This is a genomic window from Allorhizocola rhizosphaerae (assembly GCF_003426775.1).
Taxonomy (GTDB): domain Bacteria; phylum Actinomycetota; class Actinomycetes; order Mycobacteriales; family Micromonosporaceae; genus Allorhizocola; species Allorhizocola rhizosphaerae.
Window position 1 is genome coordinate 26,174 of sequence record NZ_QJUG01000046.1, and the last position, 19,675, is coordinate 45,848.

16 protein-coding genes are annotated in these 19,675 nt (G+C 68.6%); 9 read left to right on the plus strand and 7 right to left on the minus strand.

The features are described from left to right. Positions 1 to 48 precede the first annotated feature (48 nt). A complete protein-coding gene (locus DM816_RS12380; RefSeq protein WP_162907373.1) occupies positions 49 to 1,509 on the minus strand; it encodes an O-antigen ligase family protein in 1,461 nt (486 codons plus the stop codon). Beyond that, positions 1,463 to 2,443, minus strand: coding sequence for a YveK family protein (locus tag DM816_RS12385; protein ID WP_117210353.1), 981 nt, complete (start codon positions 2,441 to 2,443; stop codon positions 1,463 to 1,465). The genes DM816_RS12380 and DM816_RS12385 overlap by 47 nt, the downstream gene beginning before the upstream one ends. Positions 2,444 to 2,690: 247 nt before the next feature. On the opposite strand from DM816_RS12385, the gene DM816_RS12390 reads away from it, so the two are divergent. Beyond that, positions 2,691 to 3,371 carry a hypothetical protein gene (locus DM816_RS12390; protein WP_117210354.1) on the plus strand — a complete coding sequence of 227 codons (681 nt, stop codon included), beginning with the start codon at positions 2,691 to 2,693 and terminating at the stop codon, positions 3,369 to 3,371. A gap of 84 nt (positions 3,372 to 3,455) precedes the next feature. On the opposite strand, the gene DM816_RS12395 is transcribed toward DM816_RS12390, so the two are convergent. Next, on the minus strand, positions 3,456 to 4,043 hold the full coding sequence (locus DM816_RS12395; protein WP_117210355.1) for an acyltransferase: 588 nt from the start codon (positions 4,041 to 4,043) through the stop codon (positions 3,456 to 3,458). Positions 4,044 to 4,215: 172 nt separating this feature from the next. Between DM816_RS12395 and DM816_RS12400 the strand changes: the two genes are divergently transcribed. From DM816_RS12400 to wecB, 4 genes are read left to right on the plus strand one after another with little or no spacing between them, the layout of a single operon-like run. Then, a complete protein-coding gene (locus DM816_RS12400) occupies positions 4,216 to 5,370 on the plus strand; it encodes a hypothetical protein (RefSeq protein ID WP_117210356.1) in 1,155 nt (384 codons plus the stop codon). Continuing rightward, positions 5,367 to 6,134: a WecB/TagA/CpsF family glycosyltransferase gene (locus DM816_RS12405; RefSeq protein WP_117210357.1), complete on the plus strand. Its 768-nt coding sequence runs from the start codon at positions 5,367 to 5,369 to the stop codon at positions 6,132 to 6,134. Before DM816_RS12400 ends, DM816_RS12405 begins: the two co-directional genes overlap by 4 nt. A 5-nt stretch (positions 6,135 to 6,139) precedes the next feature. Beyond that, positions 6,140 to 7,402 carry a nucleotide sugar dehydrogenase gene (locus DM816_RS12410; protein ID WP_246001911.1) on the plus strand — a complete coding sequence of 421 codons (1,263 nt, stop codon included), beginning with the start codon at positions 6,140 to 6,142 and terminating at the stop codon, positions 7,400 to 7,402. A gap of 1 nt (position 7,403) precedes the next feature. Next, the gene (wecB, locus tag DM816_RS12415) at positions 7,404 to 8,522 is read left to right on the plus strand and encodes a non-hydrolyzing UDP-N-acetylglucosamine 2-epimerase (RefSeq protein WP_211588661.1); all 1,119 of its coding nucleotides are present in this window, start codon (positions 7,404 to 7,406) and stop codon (positions 8,520 to 8,522) included. A gap of 247 nt (positions 8,523 to 8,769) precedes the next feature. Here wecB and DM816_RS12420 read toward each other — a convergent pair whose 3' ends face one another. From DM816_RS12420 to ccrA, 3 genes are all read right to left on the minus strand, one after another. Continuing rightward, on the minus strand, positions 8,770 to 10,761 hold the full coding sequence (locus tag DM816_RS12420; protein WP_162907374.1) for a coiled-coil domain-containing protein: 1,992 nt from the start codon (positions 10,759 to 10,761) through the stop codon (positions 8,770 to 8,772). A 124-nt stretch (positions 10,762 to 10,885) separates the two neighbouring features. Then, the gene (locus DM816_RS12425) at positions 10,886 to 12,103 is read right to left on the minus strand and encodes a coiled-coil domain-containing protein (protein ID WP_117210360.1); all 1,218 of its coding nucleotides are present in this window, start codon (positions 12,101 to 12,103) and stop codon (positions 10,886 to 10,888) included. A 78-nt stretch (positions 12,104 to 12,181) separates the two neighbouring features. After that, complete coding sequence (gene ccrA / locus DM816_RS12430; RefSeq protein WP_117210361.1) at positions 12,182 to 13,513, minus strand: crotonyl-CoA carboxylase/reductase; 1,332 nt, start codon at positions 13,511 to 13,513, stop codon at positions 12,182 to 12,184. 300 nt (positions 13,514 to 13,813) lie between these two features. Here ccrA and DM816_RS12435 point away from each other — a divergent pair, with 300 nt between their 5' ends. Continuing rightward, positions 13,814 to 14,770: a helix-turn-helix domain-containing protein gene (locus tag DM816_RS12435; protein WP_117210362.1), complete on the plus strand. Its 957-nt coding sequence runs from the start codon at positions 13,814 to 13,816 to the stop codon at positions 14,768 to 14,770. A gap of 364 nt (positions 14,771 to 15,134) precedes the next feature. Here DM816_RS12435 and mce read toward each other — a convergent pair whose 3' ends face one another. Beyond that, complete coding sequence (gene mce, locus DM816_RS12440) at positions 15,135 to 15,608, minus strand: methylmalonyl-CoA epimerase (RefSeq protein ID WP_117210363.1); 474 nt, start codon at positions 15,606 to 15,608, stop codon at positions 15,135 to 15,137. A gap of 48 nt (positions 15,609 to 15,656) precedes the next feature. Between mce and DM816_RS12445 the strand changes: the two genes are divergently transcribed. The 3 genes from DM816_RS12445 to DM816_RS12455 form a co-directional block, all read left to right on the plus strand. Next, on the plus strand, positions 15,657 to 16,835 hold the full coding sequence (locus DM816_RS12445; RefSeq protein WP_117210364.1) for an acetyl-CoA C-acetyltransferase: 1,179 nt from the start codon (positions 15,657 to 15,659) through the stop codon (positions 16,833 to 16,835). Next, entirely contained in the window at positions 16,832 to 17,779 is a 948-nt protein-coding gene (meaB, locus tag DM816_RS12450) for a methylmalonyl Co-A mutase-associated GTPase MeaB (protein WP_117210365.1), read from the plus strand. Before DM816_RS12445 ends, meaB begins: the two co-directional genes overlap by 4 nt. 398 nt (positions 17,780 to 18,177) lie before the next feature. Next, on the plus strand, positions 18,178 to 19,675 hold a 1,498-nt coding region (locus tag DM816_RS12455), incomplete at its 3' end, for an FtsX-like permease family protein (protein WP_162907375.1).

The following is a 19,675-nucleotide window of genomic DNA, read 5'->3' on the forward strand; positions in this document are numbered from 1 at the left end:
TGACGGTTGGAGGCGCACTAGTCAAAGCCGCCTCCCGTGGCTGTCCGGTCATCGGGCGGCTCCCACGAGTTCGGGTTGCGGTTGCGCCACGGCGGCCGCCTGTATTGATGCCTCCTGCCGCTTGGCCATGCCGAGGTAGACCCCGGCCAGGCCCAGCAGCATGAACAGCAGGCCGGAGACCTGCGGGAAGCTCAGCGTGTCAAACGTTGCGGTGCACACCAGCAGCACGGCCGACGCGGCCGTGAACGACTGGCCGAGCTCGCGCATGCGCGGGTCGGTGAACCGGCGCCGCCCGCTGCCGCCGCAGTGCAGGATCGCGAGGTAGAGCACCAGGATCGCGGTCACCCCGATGGCGCCCATCTCCACCAAGCCCAACAGATACATGTTGTCGGTGTAGCGGTACAGCGAAGGTAAAAAGGTTTGAAAACCCCGCCCGGTCCAAGGACTCTGCGCCACGTAGGCGAACACGTCGGAGTAGTTGCCGGTGCGGGCCTTCGTGCTGGAGTCACCGCCGTTGAACACGGTCGCGAACAGCTGATAAATCGTGCTCAGCAGGCCCGGAATCGCCACTTTCAACATGCCCAACCCGACGACCAGCAGGACCAGGGTCGGCCAGCGGCGCTTCGAACTCCACGTGGGCACGAGCACCAGCAGGGCCACGGCGATGCCGATGACCGCGGTCCGCGAGACCGTCATCAGCGTGGCGAGGCTGATCAGTGCGACGGGCATCCAGCGCTGCAGCCGACCGGTGTCGGTCCGGTGGAACGCCTGATAGATGGCGAAGGGCAGGATCACCGCGAGCGTCGTGGCGAACTCCAGCGGGTGGATCGCGGTCGAGTGGGGCCGGGTGAAGCTGCCGCGCACCATGTTGCCCAGCACGACGGCGGTCTCCATGCCGGGGATCTGTATCCACGCGAGGATGTCGCGGCGCAGGAAGAACTCGATGATCCCCACCACCGCCGCGATCGACGCGCACCGGATCACCAGTCGTAGCAACCGTTCCAGCCGATCCATCGAGCGCACCGACGAGGCCAGCAGCACCAGCGAGACCCACGCGGCGAGCTGGATGAGGCTGCGGTCGCCCGCGTTGATCTCCAGGCCCGAGCCGCCCCGCCGGGCAAGGGCCACATAGGACAGAAGCACCGCGACGGCGAAGAACCCGATCGCGAAACGCGGCACGCCGACGCCGGGCAGCGGTTCGATCCCGCGCCGCATCAGCCAGCCCGCCACGAACCACATGAGCGCCAGCAGAGCGAACAGGTTGGCGGGCGTGCCGATCGAGCCCAGCCCGGGCAGCACGATCCGCGACGGTACCAGAAGAAGCAAAACGACATAGATGCTCAGGACGGTGGCCACATCGAGGCCGCTCTTTGCCCGCTGGACCACCTTCGCCCGGGCCACCACCCGCCACACGGCGCCGCCGCTGGAGCGGGCCGCTGCGGAGGTGGCGTGGGGCGAGGGCCTACTTTCCGGTGGCCGGGTCGGCATCTTGCGGCCCTGCCTTGCCATTTGAGCGGTACACCGTCGACCATCCCGGGCCCATGCCCGCCGCCGGTTTGGTGCCGTTGGGGCTGCCCGCATCGACGATGGCCTCGTCCACCGGTTCGGCGGGCTGGGGCTTGTCTCTGCCCTTCTCTTTGCCCTTCGCGGCCATGCTCGCCACGGCGGCCGGCTCGTGGAACTCGACCGGGATGCGCGGCAGGGTCACGGTGGCGTCGGACAGCGTGATGGTCGCGGTCTCGGTCAGGCTGGCGGGAGGAGGCAGGGTCCGCAGCGGCACACCGGCGGCGGCCGTGGTGGTCACCGGCTGTGGCGCGCCCCACTCCGGGCGCCGCCGCGACCGGGCCAGCCCCTCGATGACGAACGTGAGCCCGAAGGCGAACACCGTGCCCGCGCCGGCCGCTCCGATGACGATCTCCAGTTTGTCCTTCAGCTTGGCTTCTGGCGTCTGGGCCGGCGTGATTTCGACCACCCGGACCATGTCTTCCGGCTTCACCTGGCTGCCCGCCTGGATCTCGCGCAGTTTGCGGGCGGCGAAGTCAGCCAGCAGCTCGGTGGACTGCAGCACCTTCCTGGAGTCGGTGCCGGTGACGCAGAGCGTGATGAACGGGCCCTGCGCGTTGTCAGCCAGGCCCGCGGTGTATTCGTCGGTGACGCCGAGCCCGACCAGCTCCGCCTTGGACTCGTTGGAGGTCAGGCTGCGCGAGAGAAAGTCGGCGGTCGCGACCAGGGAGCTGTCGAAGGTCAGAAAGGGGTTGGCGTTGCCCTTGGTGGCGCTGGTGGTGGCCCGCTCGGCGCTCAGCAGGCTGATCGTGCTGCAGGAGTCATATTTGGTGGGAACCATGAGGTATGCGGCGACCGTCAGCCCGGCGGTGACAAGCATCAACGGCAGGACGATGTACCACCGGTTTCGCAAAACCCGGAGGATCTCTGCGAGGTCCATCTACAACTCCATTGCCGCCGTTGCGAAGATTTCCGAGATCATGCCGCACTTGTGTCGACAAGCCGACAGTGGATCCCGGATAGCCGACCGCCACCCAAGACACCACGCATAAAGTACTGCCGGGGGGACAGGCCGGACATCCTCTGATTGTGTCGGGTTTCCGCATATGCCGAGGTCCCTTGCCGTGCGATGCCCCCAGCATCGCATGATAGACGTCGACAGCGGAGCGCGACGGAGGCAAGGCACGGTGTACCTCACGGAAGTCCTGGCGGCATTGCGCCGCCGATGGGTCATCATGCTCATCGGCCTGGGGTTGACCGCCGGCGTCGGGCTGTGGGCCGCCGACCCGCCGCCGCGCTACGAGGCGTTCGAGGTGTTCGCCATCCTGCCGCCGCAATTGCCCAACATCCCCAACCAGCTCACTGGCCTGCGGCCGTCGCTTGCCGTGACCGGGGCGGTGGTGGCACAACGACTGATGAGCGGCTCCGGCCGGGCGCAACTGCGGCGCGCCGGGGTAAATGGGGCATATTCGCTCGCCCCGCGCAACAGCGGCACCGTGCAGACCCCCGAATACCTCATCGCGTGGGTCATGGCCAAGGCCAACGGGCCGGACGAGCAGACCGCCCTGCGCGAGCTCGACATCATCATCCAGGTCTTCGCCGACGAGCTGGTCCGCCTGCAAGAAGAGTGGGACGTCGCGCAGGCGGAACGGATCACGATCGGCGTGCTCGCGGCGCCCAGCGCCGCGCTGATTCCGCACTCATCGATCCGCGCCCTGGCCGGCACCGGCCTCGCCGGCTTCATCCTCACCACGACCGTCGCCCTCCTATGGGACCGCCGAAGGGTGAATTCTCCGCAGCCGGTGGGCCCGGATCGCTTCGCGCCCGGCCCCACCCGCGCAAGAGCACGGCTTCGCCTGAACAGTTAGAACCGGATTTTCCGCAGCGGGTGGGCCCGGATCGCTTCGCGCCCGGCCCCACCCGCGCAAGAGCACGGCTTCGCCTGAACAGAGTTAGAAGAGTTCGGTAAGGCGCTCGGCTGATTCTTCATAGAGCTCGCCGGTCTGCGGGCAGACGAAGACGCCGTCTCCCTTGGGCTGCAAGGGAACGCCGGCCCGGCCGACCCAGCCGACGCGGCGGCCTGGCACCCCGACGACGAGGGCGAAGTCGGGCACGTCCTTGACGACGACCGCGCCGGCCGCGATCAGCGCCCACCGCCCGATCGTCAGGGGCGCGACGCACACCGCACGGGCACCGATCGACGCGCCCTCCCCGACGACCACGCCGACCATGTGCCAATCATCACCCGACTTGAGCCGGCCCTCGGGTGTCACGGCCCGCGGATACTCATCATTCGTCAGAACTGCCGCAGGGCCAACGAAAACGCCGTCGCCCAGCCGGGCGGGCTCATACACAAGGGCATGGTTCTGTAGCTTGACGTTGTCGCCGACCTGGACACCCGGCCCCACATAGGCACCCCGCCCTACGATGCAGTTCTGGCCGATCGTCGCGTGCTCGCGGACCTGTGCGAGATGCCAGATGGTCGTACCGGCACCGATCGTGGCCCGTTCGTCCACGTCGGCAGAGGGCATGGCGCGCATGGAGAGCTCCTTTTGGTAACAGACGTCACGCAGATATTGCCGCGCAGGCCAATCCGATGATCGCACCTGTCGGCTACCCGTCATTATTTCGGCTTCTCGCAGCACGCGGCCCTGACTAGTCTGGCGGCGCGTCGTGTTTTCGCGGCGCTTTTCGTGTTGAAGGGCTTTGCGCATGAGTGTTGCTATGGAGCGGTTTGCCGTCCTCGACGCCCGCACCACGGCGCTGACCGAACGGTTGCTGCGCTTGGCGGTGAGCGGGCTACCCAGGATGTACCGCGAGGAGAGCGACGAATTCGCGTTCACTCGCGCGTTCACCGGCCAGCCGGGCGACCTCACCCCGCAGCTGCGCGGCACCAGCCTGCGTTACGGCGCCATCGTCGCGCTCGGCGCGCACTTTCTGCCCGAGCCCGAGCAGAAGACGGTGCTCGGCGGCCGAAGCCTCGTCGATTTCATCGCCACGCTGACCGATCGCGTGGGCGACAACACCAACCTGGGCGACGCGGCGCTCGTCGCGTGGGCCTGCGCACAGAGTGCGCATCCGTTGCTGCGCGTGGCTTTGGGCCGCCTGCAAAAGCTCGACCGCCTGTCGGCGCCGCAATATGTCGTGGAGTCCGCCTGGGTCGTGTCGGCGCTGGCTGCCGCCCGCGCTCAGGCCGACGTCGAGGAGCATCTGAGCGCGGCCCGCAAGCGCCTGCTCGACTGCGTCGTGCCGGGCAGCCCGGTCTTCCCGCACACCACCGGTCCCGGTCTGGTCCGCGGCTACCGCAACCACATCGCGTGCTTCGCCGATCAGGTCTACCCGGTTCAGGCGCTGGCCCGCCTGCACCACTCCAGCAAGGGCGGTGACGCGGCCGCGCTGGCCGCCGCGCGGACGACGGCCGAGCAGATCTGCCGCCTGCAGGGGCCGGACGGGCAGTGGTGGTGGCACTACGACGCCCGCAGCGGCGACGTCGTCGAGGGCTACCCGGTCTACTCCGTGCACCAGCACGCGATGGCGCCGATGGCGCTGCTCGACCTGGCGGAGGCGGGCGGCGACGACTTCGCCGAGCCGATCCGGCGCGGTCTACTTTGGATGGAGGGGCCCGCTGAGCTCGGCCCGGACGCGGAGTCGATGATTCACGACGACGAGGGTGTCACCTGGCGCAAGGTGTACCGAGGCGACCCGCGCAAAGTGGTCCGCGCGTTGAACAGCGTGACGACCCGGGCGGTACCGGGATGGAAGCTTCCGGGAATCGACACGGTCTACAAGCCACGCGCGATCGATCGCGAGTGCCGCCCCTACGAGTTCGGTTGGCTGTTGTTCACCTGGCTCGGCGGGCTGGCATGAGGATTCCGGCGCAGCGCACGCCATCCAATGTGGAGTTGTTCGGGCTCAAACTCGACGCGCTGACCCTCGACGAGACCGTGCAGCGCTGCCTGGCCGCGGTCGAAAAGGACCAGCTGCTTGAGGTCGGCGTGGTCAACGCGGCGAAGATTGTCAACATGGGACGCGACCCGTCGCTGCGCGACGCGGTGGCCGGGTGCGGCCTGCTTGTCGCGGATGGACAGTCGGTGGTGTGGGCCAGCCGGGTGCTCAAAGCGCCGCTGCCCGAACGGGTCGCGGGCATCGACCTGTTCACCCGCCTGTTGGCAGAGGCAGAAAAGCGGGGCCTGTCGGTGTATTTCCTGGGCGCCAAGCCCGAGGTGCTCGACGAGATGGTCGCGCGGGTGCGCAGCAAGCACCCGGTGCTCAACATCGCCGGATACCACCATGGTTATTACGCCGCAAGCGAATCGGCCGCCATCGCCGACGGCATCCGGGAGAGCAAGGCGCAGCTGCTGTTCCTCGGCATGACCTCCCCCAAGAAGGAATTGTTCGTCGCCGAGTTCGGTGCGCGCAGCGGCGCGCGCGTGGTGCACGGCGTGGGCGGGTCGTTCGATGTGCTGGCCGGTGTCGTGAAGCGCGCTCCCAAGGCGTGGCAGCGGGTGGGCATGGAATGGCTGTACAGAGCCGTCCAGGAGCCGCGCCGGCTGGGCAAGCGCTACCTGAAGACCAACATTGCCTTTGTCGCCATGGTCGCCCGCGAACGCCGGCGTGCCAACACCAAATAAAGGAGATTCCGGTGCGCGTCGTCATCGCCGGACAGGGATACGTTGGGCTGCCGCTAGCCATGCGAGCGGCCGAGTGCGGACACGACGTCGTCGGCTACGACGTGGACGCGGGCCGGGTGTCGCGCCTTGCCGCAGGCGAGTCCTTTGTGGAGGACATCTCGTCGGAGCGGCTGCAGGCGGCGCTCGGCTCGGGGCGATACAGGGCCACCATGGACGAGGCGGACTGCGCCGGCTTCGACATCGCGCTGATCACCGTGCCGACGCCGTTGCGTGACGGCATCCCGGATCTGTCCTATGTGGAGGCTTCAGCCGATTTATTCAGCCGGTACCTGCGACCCGGCGCAACCGTCGTGCTGGAGTCAACCACCTATCCGGGCACGACGCAGGAGCTCGTCGGCCCGATCCTGGAGAAGGGTTCCGGGCTCACCGCGGGCATCGACTTCTACCTGGGCTTCAGCCCCGAGCGGATCGACCCGGGCAACCCCACGTGGGGCCTGGTCAACACGCCGAAGATCGTGGCCGGGATCGACGAGCACTCGCTGAAGAAGGTCAAGGAGTTCTACGACGGGATCGTCGAGACCACGGTCACGGTCACCTCGCCGCGCGAGGCGGAGCTGGCCAAGCTCATCGAAAACACGTTCCGCAGCGTCAACATCGCGCTGATCAACGAGATCGCGATGCTCGCGCACGACCTCGACGTGGACGTGTGGCAGGCGATCGACGCGGCGTCCAGCAAGCCGTTCGGGTTCATGCGGTTCACGCCTGGGCCGGGTGTCGGCGGGCACTGCCTGCCGATCGACCCCGCCTATCTGTCGTGGCGGGTGCAGCGCACGCTCGGGCAGAGCTTCCGCTTCGTGGAGCTGGCCAACGACATCAACAACCACATGCCCGACTATGTGGTGCGCAGGTTGGGTGATGCGCTCAACCGGCGGTTCCGGTCCGTCGCGGGGACGCGCGTGCTGCTGCTCGGGTTGGCGTACAAGAAAAATACGGGCGACGCCCGGGAATCGCCGGCGGTCCGCGTCGCGCAGCTGCTCACCCAGCTCGGTGCGAACGTGCGCGCCGCCGACCCGCACGTGGTCGAGGCGGCACACGGCATGGAGGACATCGTCCGGGTTGGACTGTCCGAACAGGAGCTGTCGGCGGCCGATGTGGTCGTGCTCCTGGCCGACCACGACGAGTTCGACTACGACCTGATCGAGAAGCACGCCAAGTACATTTTGGACACTCGCCGCCGCCTCTCCGGCCCCAACGTCGAGGTGATCTGACGTGCCATTGGTCATGTGCATCGCGGCCGCCCGGCCCAACTTCATGAAGATCAAGCCGGTGATGGACGCGCTTGAGGCCCGCGGCGCCGACGTGGCGCTCGTCCACACCGGACAGCACTACGACGCCGGGATGAACGACGTGTTCTTCCGCGACCTCGGGATCCGCCCGCCCGACCACCACCTCGGCACCGGCTCGGGCTCGCACGCCGAACAGACCGGGCGCGTGATGGCGGCGTTCGAGCCACTTGTCGGCCGCGAAAAGCCCGACGCGGTCGTGGTTGTCGGCGACGTCAACTCCACTCTGGCGTGCGCACTGGTCGGCGCCAAGGCCGGCGTGGTCGTGGCGCACGTGGAAGCCGGGCTGCGCAGCCGCAACTGGGGCATGCCCGAGGAGATCAACCGGGTCGTGGCCGACCGGGTGAGCGATCTGCTTTTCGCCGCGTCGCCGGACGCCGTGGACAACCTGCGCACGGAGGGGTACCACGAAGATCAAATCCATCTCGCGGGCAACGTCATGATCGACACCCTATTGACGAACCTCGACCGGGCGCTCGCCTCCGACGTCCTCGCCCGGCACGGGCTGACGCCCGGCGAATACGGTCTCGTGACCCTGCACCGTCCGTCCAACGTGGACGATCCGGCCACGCTCGACGCGATCCTCGGTGCGCTGGCGCAGATCTCGGCCTCGCTCCCGCTCATCATGCCGGTCCACCCGCGGACCGCCGCCCGCCTCGACGGCCGCAGCCCAGCGGGCCTGACGCTCACGCCACCCGCGGGTTATCTCGACTTCATCGCGCTGCAGGCCGGTGCACGGATGGTGCTGACCGACTCCGGCGGCATACAGGAGGAGACCACGGCGCTCGGCGTGCCATGCCTGACGCTGCGCGAGGAGACCGAGCGTCCGATCACCATCACCGAGGGCACCAACATCCTGGTAGGACTCGACCCCACGCGCATCGTCGAAACCGCCGCACGGGTCATGACCGACCCGCCCGCCAAGCGGTGCCCTGCGCTGTGGGACGGCAAGGCGGGCGACCGCATAGCCGACGCGCTGCTGGCCTATCTCGGCAGCGGCACGCGCCTGCGCCCGACCCAACTGCGCCCAGGAGCACGGGTGTAGCCAAAACGACAACCGGCCACGGGTGTAGCCAAAACGACAACCGGCGCGGGCAACTCCGGCGATTATCGATGCATGGGCCGTCGTGTGCTGAGTCGTCGGGACCGTTGTGCGGTTTCCCCGCCGCGATCGACCTGCCGGACACACAGGGGCGATACGTCATCGAAATCAGCGCCGGGCCGCTGAGTACACAGGACCCTCCACGTTCCGGCTGGAGACCGCCTGATCCCCTCCGGTCCGCCGATCGGTGCTAGCCGTGCGACTGATCGGCTGCCTGCACCTGGGTCGCCTCGCCCGGGGTGGCGTCGTCTACGTTGTACGCAGCCACCTCCGGCTGGGCGGGTCGGGGGTGGCTCTGCGCGTCGACCCTGCGCCGCTCGGCCTCCTCGGCCTCGCGCTGCGCCTTGGCCAACCGCTCCAGCTCGGCGGCGAGCTGCTGCTTGAGCTCGACCATCCGCTGCTCCAGCTGGACGATCTCATCGCGTGCCTGTGCGAGCCGCTCCTGCGCCTGCGCAGCCGCGGTCTCCTCGCTCTCGCGCAGCGCCTTGGCCTTGGTCAGCTCCGCTTGGGCCGTCTGGACTCCCGCCTCGGCCTGTTGCTTGGCTCCCGCGTGCGCCTGCTCGGCCTCGGCCTTCGCCGCAGCGACAAGCTTTTCGGCCTCAGCTTTGGCGCCGGCTTGCGCCTGCTCGGCCTCCGTCTTCGCCGCAGCGACAAGCTTTTCGGCATCGACTTTGGCCGCCGCCAGCACTTGCTCGGCTTGGTGTTTGGCCTGCTCGGTCTGAGACTGTCCGGCTGCCGCGAGTTTCTCGGCCTCGGCCTTGGCCGTTGCCAGGATCTGGTCGGCCTGTTGCTGCGCCTGCGCGGTCTGGGCCTGTGCCGCTGCCGCGAGTTTTTCGGCCTCGGCCTTGGCCGTGGCCGTGAGCTCTTGGGCCTGCGCCTTGGCCGCCGTCAGCGCCTGCTCCGCCGCTCGCATGGCCTGTGTCGCCTGGGCCTGCTCGGTCGCCGTGAGGGTTGAGGCCTCGGCCTTCGCCGCCGCGAGCGCCTCCTCGGACTGCTGCTTGGCCTCTTCGATGCGCTGCTGTGCTTGCTGCGCGGCCGTGGCAAGCCGTTGCTCGGCGTCGGCAATGCGCTGCTGCGCCTGCTGCGCCGCCGCTGCGAGCCGCTGCTCCGACTGCTGTTGCGCCTCGGTGAGCCGCCGCTCGGACTCCTGCTGCGCGGTAGTGAGCCGCTTTTCGACCTCCTGCTGCGCGGCAGCGAGCTGCTGGTCGGCCTGCTGTTGCGCGGCGGCGAGCCGTTGCTCGGCCTGCCGCTGTGCCGCCGCGAGCGCCTGCTCGCCGTGCTGCTTGGCCTGCGCCGCCTCGGCCTGTGCGGCCGTCACCATCTGCGAGGCCTGCTGTCTGGCCTGTGTCGCCTCGGCCTGTGCGGCCGCGAGGATCTGTGAGGCCTGCTGTGAGGCGCCCTCCATCTGCTGGCGAATCTCGGCCGCCGTGGCCGCCAGCCGCTGCTCCGATTCGGACCGTGCCTGCACGGCGAGCCGCTCGGCCTCCATTTTGGCCGCGTTGAGCCGCTGCTCCGCCTCGGCGTGCAGGGCGGCGGCCCGCTGCTCGGCCTCGGCCTTCGCCGCAGCGATGTCTTTTTCAGCCTGTACCCTGCGTCCGGCCACCTCGTTGGCCGCCGCCGTGCGCACGGCCTGCGCCTCCTGCTGCGCGTGGGCCAGCAGCTCGCGCGCCTCGGCCCGGACCCGCTGCATCTCCGCCTCGAAGTCGGCGCGGCGCTTCTCATCGGCCGCCATCTCCTCCTTGCGGCGCGAGGCGAGCGCGAGGTCGAAGTCTCTGACCGCGAGCGAGGTGCGCTCGCGCGCGTCGGCCAGCAGGCGCTCGGCCTCGGCCCGCTGATCGGCGATCTCCTGCTGGGCCTCGCCGACGATGGCGGCCGCCTGCTCCTCGGCCAGCAGCAGGATCTGCTCGACCCGCCCGCCCAGGTGGCGGAAGGACACGCGGGACGGGATGGCACGGCGTGCCGCGTCGGCGAGCTCGACCTGCAATTGCTGCACCTGGCCGGCGAGCGCCTGCACTTGGGCGAACGCCTGATCGCGCTCGGCCTGCAGGGTCGCGATGTCGGATTCGGCTCTCGCGACGTAGTTTTCCACCTGGCGTTTGTCGTAACCGCGCAGGGCCACGTCAAAGCTTGGTTCGGAGGCTACGCCCTCGCCTAGTGCAAACAGGTCTCCGCCGTGGGACATGGCCACCATCTTCACACAGAAAGTCCTGGCTTACCTGTCCAGGGGGTCAGGTCAGCCAGGACTTTTTGATTAATCGACTATTGCCGCCTCAGCAGCCCAACAGATTGGTCTGTGATGGTCCTGATTAGTCCTTGGCCTTGCTCTTGTCGGCGGTCGGGAGCGACGGCACGATGCCCGCCAGGCCGGAGAGCATCTGGCCCAGCTGCGCGGTGACCGCGTCCTTCTGCCTGGTGAGCTCCTCGACCTCGCGACGCGCCGCACCCGTGGTGAGCTCGGCCTCGTTGCGGGCCTCGCTGACCAGGCGGTGCGCCTCGGCCTTGGCCTCGTTGAGCGCCTTCTCCGCGGCCAGGCGCGCCTTCTCGACCGTGTCGTGCGCGCTGCGCTCGGACTCGACGCGGCGTGCCTCGGCCCGCTGCTCGATCTCCTTGGCCCGGTCTTCTGCCGCGCGTGCCCGCTCCTCGGCCTCGCCGACCAGCTTCTGCGTGGCGGCGACGGCGGCGGAGTGGCGCTGCGTCTCCTCGCGCTCGGACTTCTCCCGGCGCTCGGCGAGCTCCAGGGCCAACGCCTGCAGGTCCTTGTCGCGCTTGTCGCGCGCGTCTGCGAGCATCTTCGATGCCTCGGCGCGCTTCTCCTCGGCCTCGCGGGCGGCCTTGGCCCGCAGCTGAGTGATCTCGCGCTCGGCGGTCGCCCGCAGCGTCGCGACCTCACGCTCGACCGTCGCCTTGAGCTCGGCCACCTCATGTGCGGTGGACGTGCGCAGCTGCTTGGTCTCGCGGTCGGCGTCGGCGCGCAGCGTGTCGGCCTCGCGGCGGGCCTGCACCCGCACCTCGGCGGCCTCGCGCTCGGCGGCCGTGCGCACATTGCCCGCCTCGCGCTCGGCTGTGGCCTTCATGGCCGCGGCCTCGGCACGTGCCTTGTCGGTGATCTCGCGGGCCTCGAGGCGCGCGGCCGAGAGGATGCCCTCCGCCTCCCGCTTTGCCTCGCCCCGATGGTCGTTGGCCTGCTCCTCGGCCAGCCGCAGGATCTGCTCGACGCGCGTGCCGAGACCCGAAAGGGTGGGCCGGCTGTTCTCCTCAAGCTGCTTGCTGGCGTCGCCGAGCTTCTGCTCGACGGCGGCCAGGCGCTGCTCGGCCTGGCGCAGGCGACGCTGCGCGTCGTTCATGCGCTGCTCGGCCTCGTTGCGCGCGCCCTCGGCCTGGGTCAGGAGGTTGCTCAACCGCTGAAGCTGGGCGTCGACCTGCCCGCGATCATAGCCACGAAGGACGATGCTGAAATCCTGCTGTGTGCTCACGGCACCTTCAAAGAAGTCCATGCTGTTGGGGGAAGCTTGCTGCTGGGGCATTCGCACATACTCCCAGATGCACCCCCGGCTTTTGCAATAGCATGGCGCCAGTTTTGCTGCGGGAAAATGTGCCGATCACTAGACGCCGCTAAATCTATTGATCGCACTCAGATGCCGCGCCCGTTTTTCCTGATCTCCAACCCCGAGTCCCGCGGTGGGCGCTAGGCACAGAACGCCGACTTTGCCCTGGTGAGAGTTGCGGTGCACCTCGTACGCGGCCTGCCCCGTCTGATCGAGTGGGAACGTCTTGGATAGGGTGGGATGGATGCGACCGAGATCGATGAGCCGGTTGGCCTCCCATGCTTCCCGATAGTTCGCGAAGTGGCTTCCGATAATCCTTTTGAGTGACATCCAGAGGTACCGGTTGTCGTAATGGTGGTCGTATCCGCTCGTCGAGGCACAGGTGACGATCGTGCCGCCGCGCTTGGTCACGAAGACGCTCGCGCCGAACGTCTCCCGCCCAGGGTGCTCGAAGACGATGTCGGGATCCTCGCCACCGGTCAGTTCGCGGATGCGCGCGCCGAACCGCTTCCACTCGTTCGGGTCCTGGGTGTGCTCGTCGGCCCAGAACCTGTAGCCCTCCGCCGCGCGGTCGATGATGAGCTCCGCTCCCATTCTGCGGCAGAGCTCGGCCTTGTCCGGACTGGACACCACACACACCGGGATCGCCCCGCCGTGCAGCGCCATCTGGGTCGCGTACGAGCCGAGCCCACCGCTGGCTCCCCAGATCAGCACCACGTCGCCCTGCTTCATATTGGCGCCGTTGTGCGAGACCAGCTGGCGATAGGCGGTCGAATTCACCAGCCCCGGAGCGGCCGCCTCCTCCCAAGTCAGGTGTGCGGGCTTGGGCATCAGTTGGTTGGCCTTCACGACGGCCAGCTCGGCCAGGCCGCCGAAGTTGGTCTCGAAGCCCCAGATGCGTTGCTGCGGATCGAGCATCGTGTCGTCGTGCCCGGCCGCGTCTTCGAGCTCGACGCTCAGGCAGTGGGCAACGATCTGGTCACCCGGCTTCCACTTGGTGACCCCGGGCCCGACCCGCAGCACCACTCCAGCCGCGTCCGAGCCGACCACGTGATAGGGCAGATCGTGTCGCGCGGTCAGGGGCGAGACCTTGCCGTAGCGCTTCAGGAAGGCGAAGGTGGACAGCGGCTCGAAGATCGACGTCCACACCGTGTTGTAGTTGATCGCGCTCGCCATGACCGCGATCAATGCCTCTCCGGGAGCAAGCGAGGGCGTCGGCACCTCCTGCACATGTAGCGACTTTCGTGGATCCTTCTCATGGGTCTCGAGACCGTCGAACATGGAGGTTTCTTCGGCGCGGACGACCACGCCCCGATAGCTGTCAGGAATCTTGATGGAGGCGAGCGCGTCCAGGTCGCCGCCCATGATCGCATCGAGGATCTGTCGCATACCCCTTGACGTTACTGCCGAGTAGGAAAGCGCGTCACCGAACTGTGAAAAAGTCCATTGGCGGGAGCCGAAGCCGTGCTTGCGTAGCCCTCTGGGGAGAACTCGGGCTCTGACTGTGTTCAGGCGAAGCCGTGCCCTCGCGCGGGTGGCCGCGGCCGTGGATCGAACCGGGGCTGTCGCGCTCACTGCCACCCCTTCCACGGCGGTGCAAGGTCCATGGCGGGGTGGTCCGCGGCCACCCGCCGGGGAGAACTCTGCCGGGGTGGCGCAAACGTGAGGCGATGACGATACTCACGGAGCATGGGCCCCGGCCGCGGTGAGACACAGCGCGTGGAGACACTGCGCCGCGATCTGGCCCACGCCATGCGCACCGGGCCGTTCTCCGCCGTGCTGCACCTCGCGATCGAGGCGAGCCGGCTGCGGCTGGAGGAGATACAGGAACGCCTTGGCGCGCAAGGGATTTCGGTCAGCCTCACGACGCTGAGCTACTGGCGGCGCGGGCGCAGCCGGCCCGAGCGGCCCGAGTCATTGAAGGCCGTGCGGTCGCTCGAAGACATCCTCGGGCTGCCGGCCGACTCGCTGATCGCCCAGTTGGGCCCGCGCCGCCCGCGCGGGCGGTGGCTGTCGCACCCGCCGGGCACGATCGACATCGATCGGCTGTTCCAGGACTCGGTCAGCGTGGCCAAGATGCTCGACGAGCTCGACAACCGGATGCATCACGAGCTGACCCGGCTGAGCCTGCACGACATGTACTTCGTGGGGCCGCAGCGGCAGGAGACGAATCTGACCGTGCGGCAGGTGCTGCGGGCCAACGTGGACCGGGTCTCGCGGGCCGTGGCCGTGTTTCGCACCGACGACCCGACGCATCCCCACCTGCGGATCAACGCGGTGCGCAACTGCCGGGTGGGGCGGGTGCGCTCCGACGTGGACGGTGGGCTGCTCGCGGCCGAGCTGGTGTTCGACCGGGTGCTGTCGCAGGGCGAGACCGTGGTCGTGGAGTACGAGTTCATCTCGAAGTCGGTGGAGCCGACCGACATCTATTTTCGTGGCTTCGCCGCTCCGGTCGGGGAGTATGTGCTCCTCGTGCAGTTCGACGCGAACGCGGTACCGGCAAGATGTTTCAGGTTTGAAAGACGTGGGGTGAGCGCGCCCGATCAGGGGGTGCGGGAGGTCTGGATCGGCAACACCCACGGGGCTCATCTCGTCGCCTACGACGTGCCGCCCGGGATCGTGGGCATGCGCTGGGAGTGGGAGTGAGCACTCCTCCCCGGCGCTCACTCCCTGGATCTCTGCAGCTGGATCTTTGCCGCTGGTGGTGCCCCGCCGCCCCCCGGCCGGGCCCAACTAGCGCCGACCAGAGGGGACGATGCGCAGAGGCTAGCGCCGGGATTGATCGCCGCGGAACCCCGTTTCACAGGTGCTAAACAATTAGCACCGCAAAACTGTTTATGAAAGTTAAACGCGTTGGACGGAACACCACCCCACCGCGGCGGTGGTCGGAGAGGCCGCGAATTTTCATCGCGAAGCGGTGAAAAACTACGGACGGAACATCACGTTTAACTGATCCCACGTTCTTGGCGCGGGTCTTTCGGCAGCGAAGCGGCCAGAGAAGACCCGCTGCCTAAGATAGACGTTGGTCGGCGTCGACGGGTTGCACCAGTTCCACGAGAACGCCGCCGGCATCCTTGGGGTGGATGAAGTTTATGCGCGAGCCGGCGGTGCCGCGCTTCGGCTCTTCGTATAGCAGCCGGACACCTTTTCCGCGGAGCGCAGCGCAGGTCGCATCGATATCTATCACAGTGTACGCCACCTGCTGCACGCCAGGACCGCTGCGCTCAAGGAACTTGCCGATCGGCGACTCGGGCCGCAGCGGAGCCAGCAGCTGCACGTGACCACCCGCGGGCGTGGGCCCGACCTGAAGCATCGCCTCGCGCACCCCCTGCTCCTCGTTGGTCTCCACGTGGACACAGGTCATGCCGAAGGTACTCTGATAGAAGTCGATCGCCTCGTCCAGGTCGGGCACGGCCACCCCGATGTGGTCGATGCGGAGCAGGCCGATGGGTGTGACATGGTTCGCAGACGCCTCGAAGCTCATACCGTTAGTCTGACCTGAATCATCGTTAAGCTGTGAGAGGGTCCCGTTATGACATCCGTCATCGTCAGCGGCGCGCGCACCCCGATGGGGCGGCTGCTGGGCAACCTGAAGGACCTGCAGGCGACGCAGCTCGGCGCGGCCGCGATCAAGGCCGCGCTTGCGCGCGGCGGGGTGGCACCGGAGCAGGTGCAATACGTGATCATGGGGCAGGTGCTGCAGGCGGGCGCGGGCCAGATCCCGGCACGCCAGGCGGCCGTGGGCGCGGGCATCCCGATGAGCGTGCCGGCGCTGACTGTCAACAAGGTGTGCCTGTCCGGGCTCGACGCGATCGCGCTGGCCGACCAGCTGATCCGGGCGGGCGAGTTCGACATCGTGGTGGCGGGCGGCATGGAGTCCATGACCAACGCGCCCCACCTGCTCGTCGGGCAGCGCAGCGGATATAAATATGGCGATGTGGTGGTCAAGGATCACATGGCGCTCGATGGCCTGACCGATGCCTATGACTGCTGCTCGATGGGTGAGTCCACCGAGCGCGCGGGCACCAAGCTGGCGATCTCGCGGCAGGAGCAGGACGAGTTCGCCGCGCAGTCGCACCAGCGTGCCGCCGCCGCGCAGAAAAACGGGGCCTTCGCCGAGGAGATCGCGCCGCTGTCTATACCGCAGCGCAAGGGGGACCCGATGGTGCTCGCGGAGGATGAGGGGGTGCGCGCGGACACGACGGTCGAGGTGCTGGCCAAGCTGAGGCCCGCCTTCACCAAGGATGGCACGATCACGGCGGGCTCGTCGTCGCCCATTTCGGATGGTGCGGCGGCGGTCGTGGTGATGCGCAAGGAAAAGGCCGAGTCCCTTGGGTTGCCATGGATTGCGGAGATAGGCGCGCACGGCAACGTCGCGGGGCCGGACAACTCGCTGCACTCCCAGCCGTCCAACGCCATCCAGCACGCGCTGCGCAAGGCCGGGCTGTCGGTGTCCGATCTGGACCTGGTCGAGATCAACGAGGCGTTCGCGGCCGTGGGCATCCAGTCTACGCGTGACCTGGGCATCGATCCGTCCATCGTGAACGTCAACGGTGGCGCGATCGCGCTCGGCCATCCGATCGGCATGTCCGGCGCGCGCCTGGCGCTGACCCTCGCCTTGGAGCTGAAGCGGCGTGGTGGCGGGCTGGGTGCGGCCGCGCTGTGTGGCGGCGGCGGTCAGGGCGACGCGCTGCTGCTGCGGGTGCCATGAGTTCCGTCGAGACGCTTGTCGACCGGGCGCGGGCGGGTGACCCGCGCGCGGTCGCGCGGCTGATAACCCTTGTGGAGAGCGGGGATTCGGCCCTGCCCCAGATCGCCGCGCTGCTCGGGCCGACGTCGGTCAAGGCGCGGGTCATCGGCGTCACCGGCGCACCCGGGGTGGGCAAGTCGACCACGACCAACGAGCTGGTGCGCACGTTCCGCAAGCTCGACCGGCGGGTGGGAGTGCTCGCGGTCGATCCGTCATCGCCGTTCACGGGCGGGGCAATCCTGGGCGATCGCGTGCGCATGCAGGACCACGCCACCGATCCGGGGGTCTACATCCGGTCCATGTCCAGCCGAGGCCACCTGGGCGGGTTGGCCGCGGCCACTCCCGCTGCGGTGCGGGTGCTCGCCGGTGCCGGGTGCGACATCGTGCTCGTCGAGACCGTCGGGGTGGGGCAGGCCGAGGTCGAGATCGCGAGCCTGGCCGACACCACGCTGGTCCTGCTGGCCCCCGGCATGGGCGACGCGATCCAGGCCGTGAAGGCGGGCATCCTCGAGGTCGCCGACGTGTTCGTGGTGAACAAGTCCGATCGCGACGGTGCCGACGCGACCTATCGCGACATCCAGGGCATGATCGCGCTCGGTGAGCGGGCGGCCGGGCAGTGGCGGCCGCAGGTGGTGAAGGCGTCGGCCGCGCGGGCCGAGGGCATCGAAGGCATCGTCGAGGCGGTCGACAAGCATCACGAGTGGCTCGCTCGCACCGGGGAGCTCGTGCGCAGGCGCGAGCATCGGGCCGCCTCCGAGATCGAGGCGTTGGTGCTGGCCGAGTTGCGCGCCCGCTTCGCGGAGCTGCCCGGGGTCGGGCTGCAGGAGCTCGCGGCCCAGGTGGCCGCCGGCGAACTCGACCCCTATGCGGCGGCGGACCGCTTGCTAGACGAAGTGTCGTCGTAGACCTTTGGGCGCGTCGATTGTTGTGGGGCGGCGGTTGGTTGCTCGGCGGGGTGTCGTCGTAGACCTTTGGGCGCGTCGATTGTTGTGGGGCGGCGGTTGGTTGCTCGGCGGGGTGTCGTCGTAGATCTCTGGGCGCGTCGATTGTTGTGGGACGGCGGTTGGTTGCTCGACCAAGTCTCATCGCAATAGGCCGACCGGCGAGCCCGGGACCACTCTTTTTCGCGCTACGTCTCTGCTCCGAATAGCCGGAGCAGAGACGTAGCGCGCGAAAGTGCGCTGCCGATCCCGCGGGGTTCGGCAGCGCAAACCCGCGGGGTTTCGAATGTCGGAGGGCTTGGCTAAGGTGAGGCAGCCGTTGAGAACCCTTACATTGCTGCTCTAGCCCCTCGGAGGAATCAGTGACCGGTTGGTCCGTCATGCTGCGAGGCATCCGGCACCGATCCGGCCGGTCGCTGGTGGTGCTGCTGCTCGCCGCGTTCGCGATCCTGGCGTGCGTGCTTGTCCCGGCCTACGGGCGCGCGGCCGCGCAATCGGTGCTCACCGACGCGGTCCTGGCCGCGCCGCAGACTGCGGCTTCGCTGACGATCAGTGCCGAGAGCAGTGCCGCCGGAGCGCAGGGCGGCGCGTTCGATCCGGCGCAGCAGTCGGTGGCCGAGGCAAAGGTGTTTGTGGACGGTGCGCTGGCCAAGGCGCCGAGTCTGGCCCGGGTGGTCGACCGGCCGATCACGAGCGTCGAGTCCGACGTGCGGGTCGCCGACCACGCGGCGCTGCTGACGTGGCGGCTGGGCGTGTGCGACCGGCTGGAGATCACCGACGGGCAGTGCGCCATCGACTCCGAGCAGGCCGTGGTCAGTGAGCGATCGGCCGCGCTGGCCGGGCTCAAGGTGGGCGACCGGATCCCGCTCGACAGGGCCAAATCGCTGCAGGTGACCGGGTTTTACCGGCCGCGCGAGCCGTCGTCTGTCTACTGGGGCAACAGCGCATATTTCGCGCATGCCGAGGGATCGCGGCTCGACGCTGTGTTCGCCGGCTCGGAGGATGACGTGCGGGCCGCGGCCACCTCGGCGATCACGGCCAAGCTGACTTACCCGCTCAAGCCCGAGGCGGTGCGGCTCGACGCGATGTCTGGGCTGCGCTCCGAGTTGGGCGCGTTGGGCTTGGCGCTCAACGCCGTGGAGCTCAAGCTGGAGACCGCGCTGCTTGCCATCGCCGATGAGGTGGCGCGCGATCAGGCCGCGCTGACCGCGTCGGTGCCGGTGATCGCCGTGCCCCTGCTGTTGCTGGCGTTCGTCGTGCTGTTCCTGATCGTGGCGGCGCTCGCCGAGGACCGGGCGCCCGAGCTCGCGCTGGCCCGGCTGCGCGGGTTCCCAGCCGTGCGGGTGGCGCGGTTCGGGCTCGGCGAGACCCTGTTCCTCATCGTGCTCGGCGCGCCGCTCGGGCTGGTGGGCGGGCTCGCGCTGACCGAGCTGACCGCGCGCACGCTGCTGGCCCCGGGCACGCATGTCGAGCCGCGCTGGCCGGTCTATGTGGCCGCGGCGGCGGGTTTGGCGTTCGCGATTGTGGCCGCGTGGTTGGCCACCCGGCGGATCAGTGGGCGCGGGGTGCTGACGTTGCTGCGGCGGGTGCCGCAGCGCGCAACCGCCAAATCCGGTGTGGCGGAAGCGATTGTGGGGACGCTTGCGGTGGTCGGCCTGGTGGCCGCCCTTCAAGATAGCGGGGGGTCCGTGAAACTCCTCGCGCCCGCCGCCATCGCCCTGCTGGCCGGGCTGATCGCCGGACGGCTGCTGACCGGGTGGGCGCGGCTGCGCCTGGCCATCGCGCGCCGCCGCGGTCACCTCGCCGGGCTCCTGGCAGCGGCCCAACTGGCCCGCCGACCGGGCGCGGCTCGCATGGCGG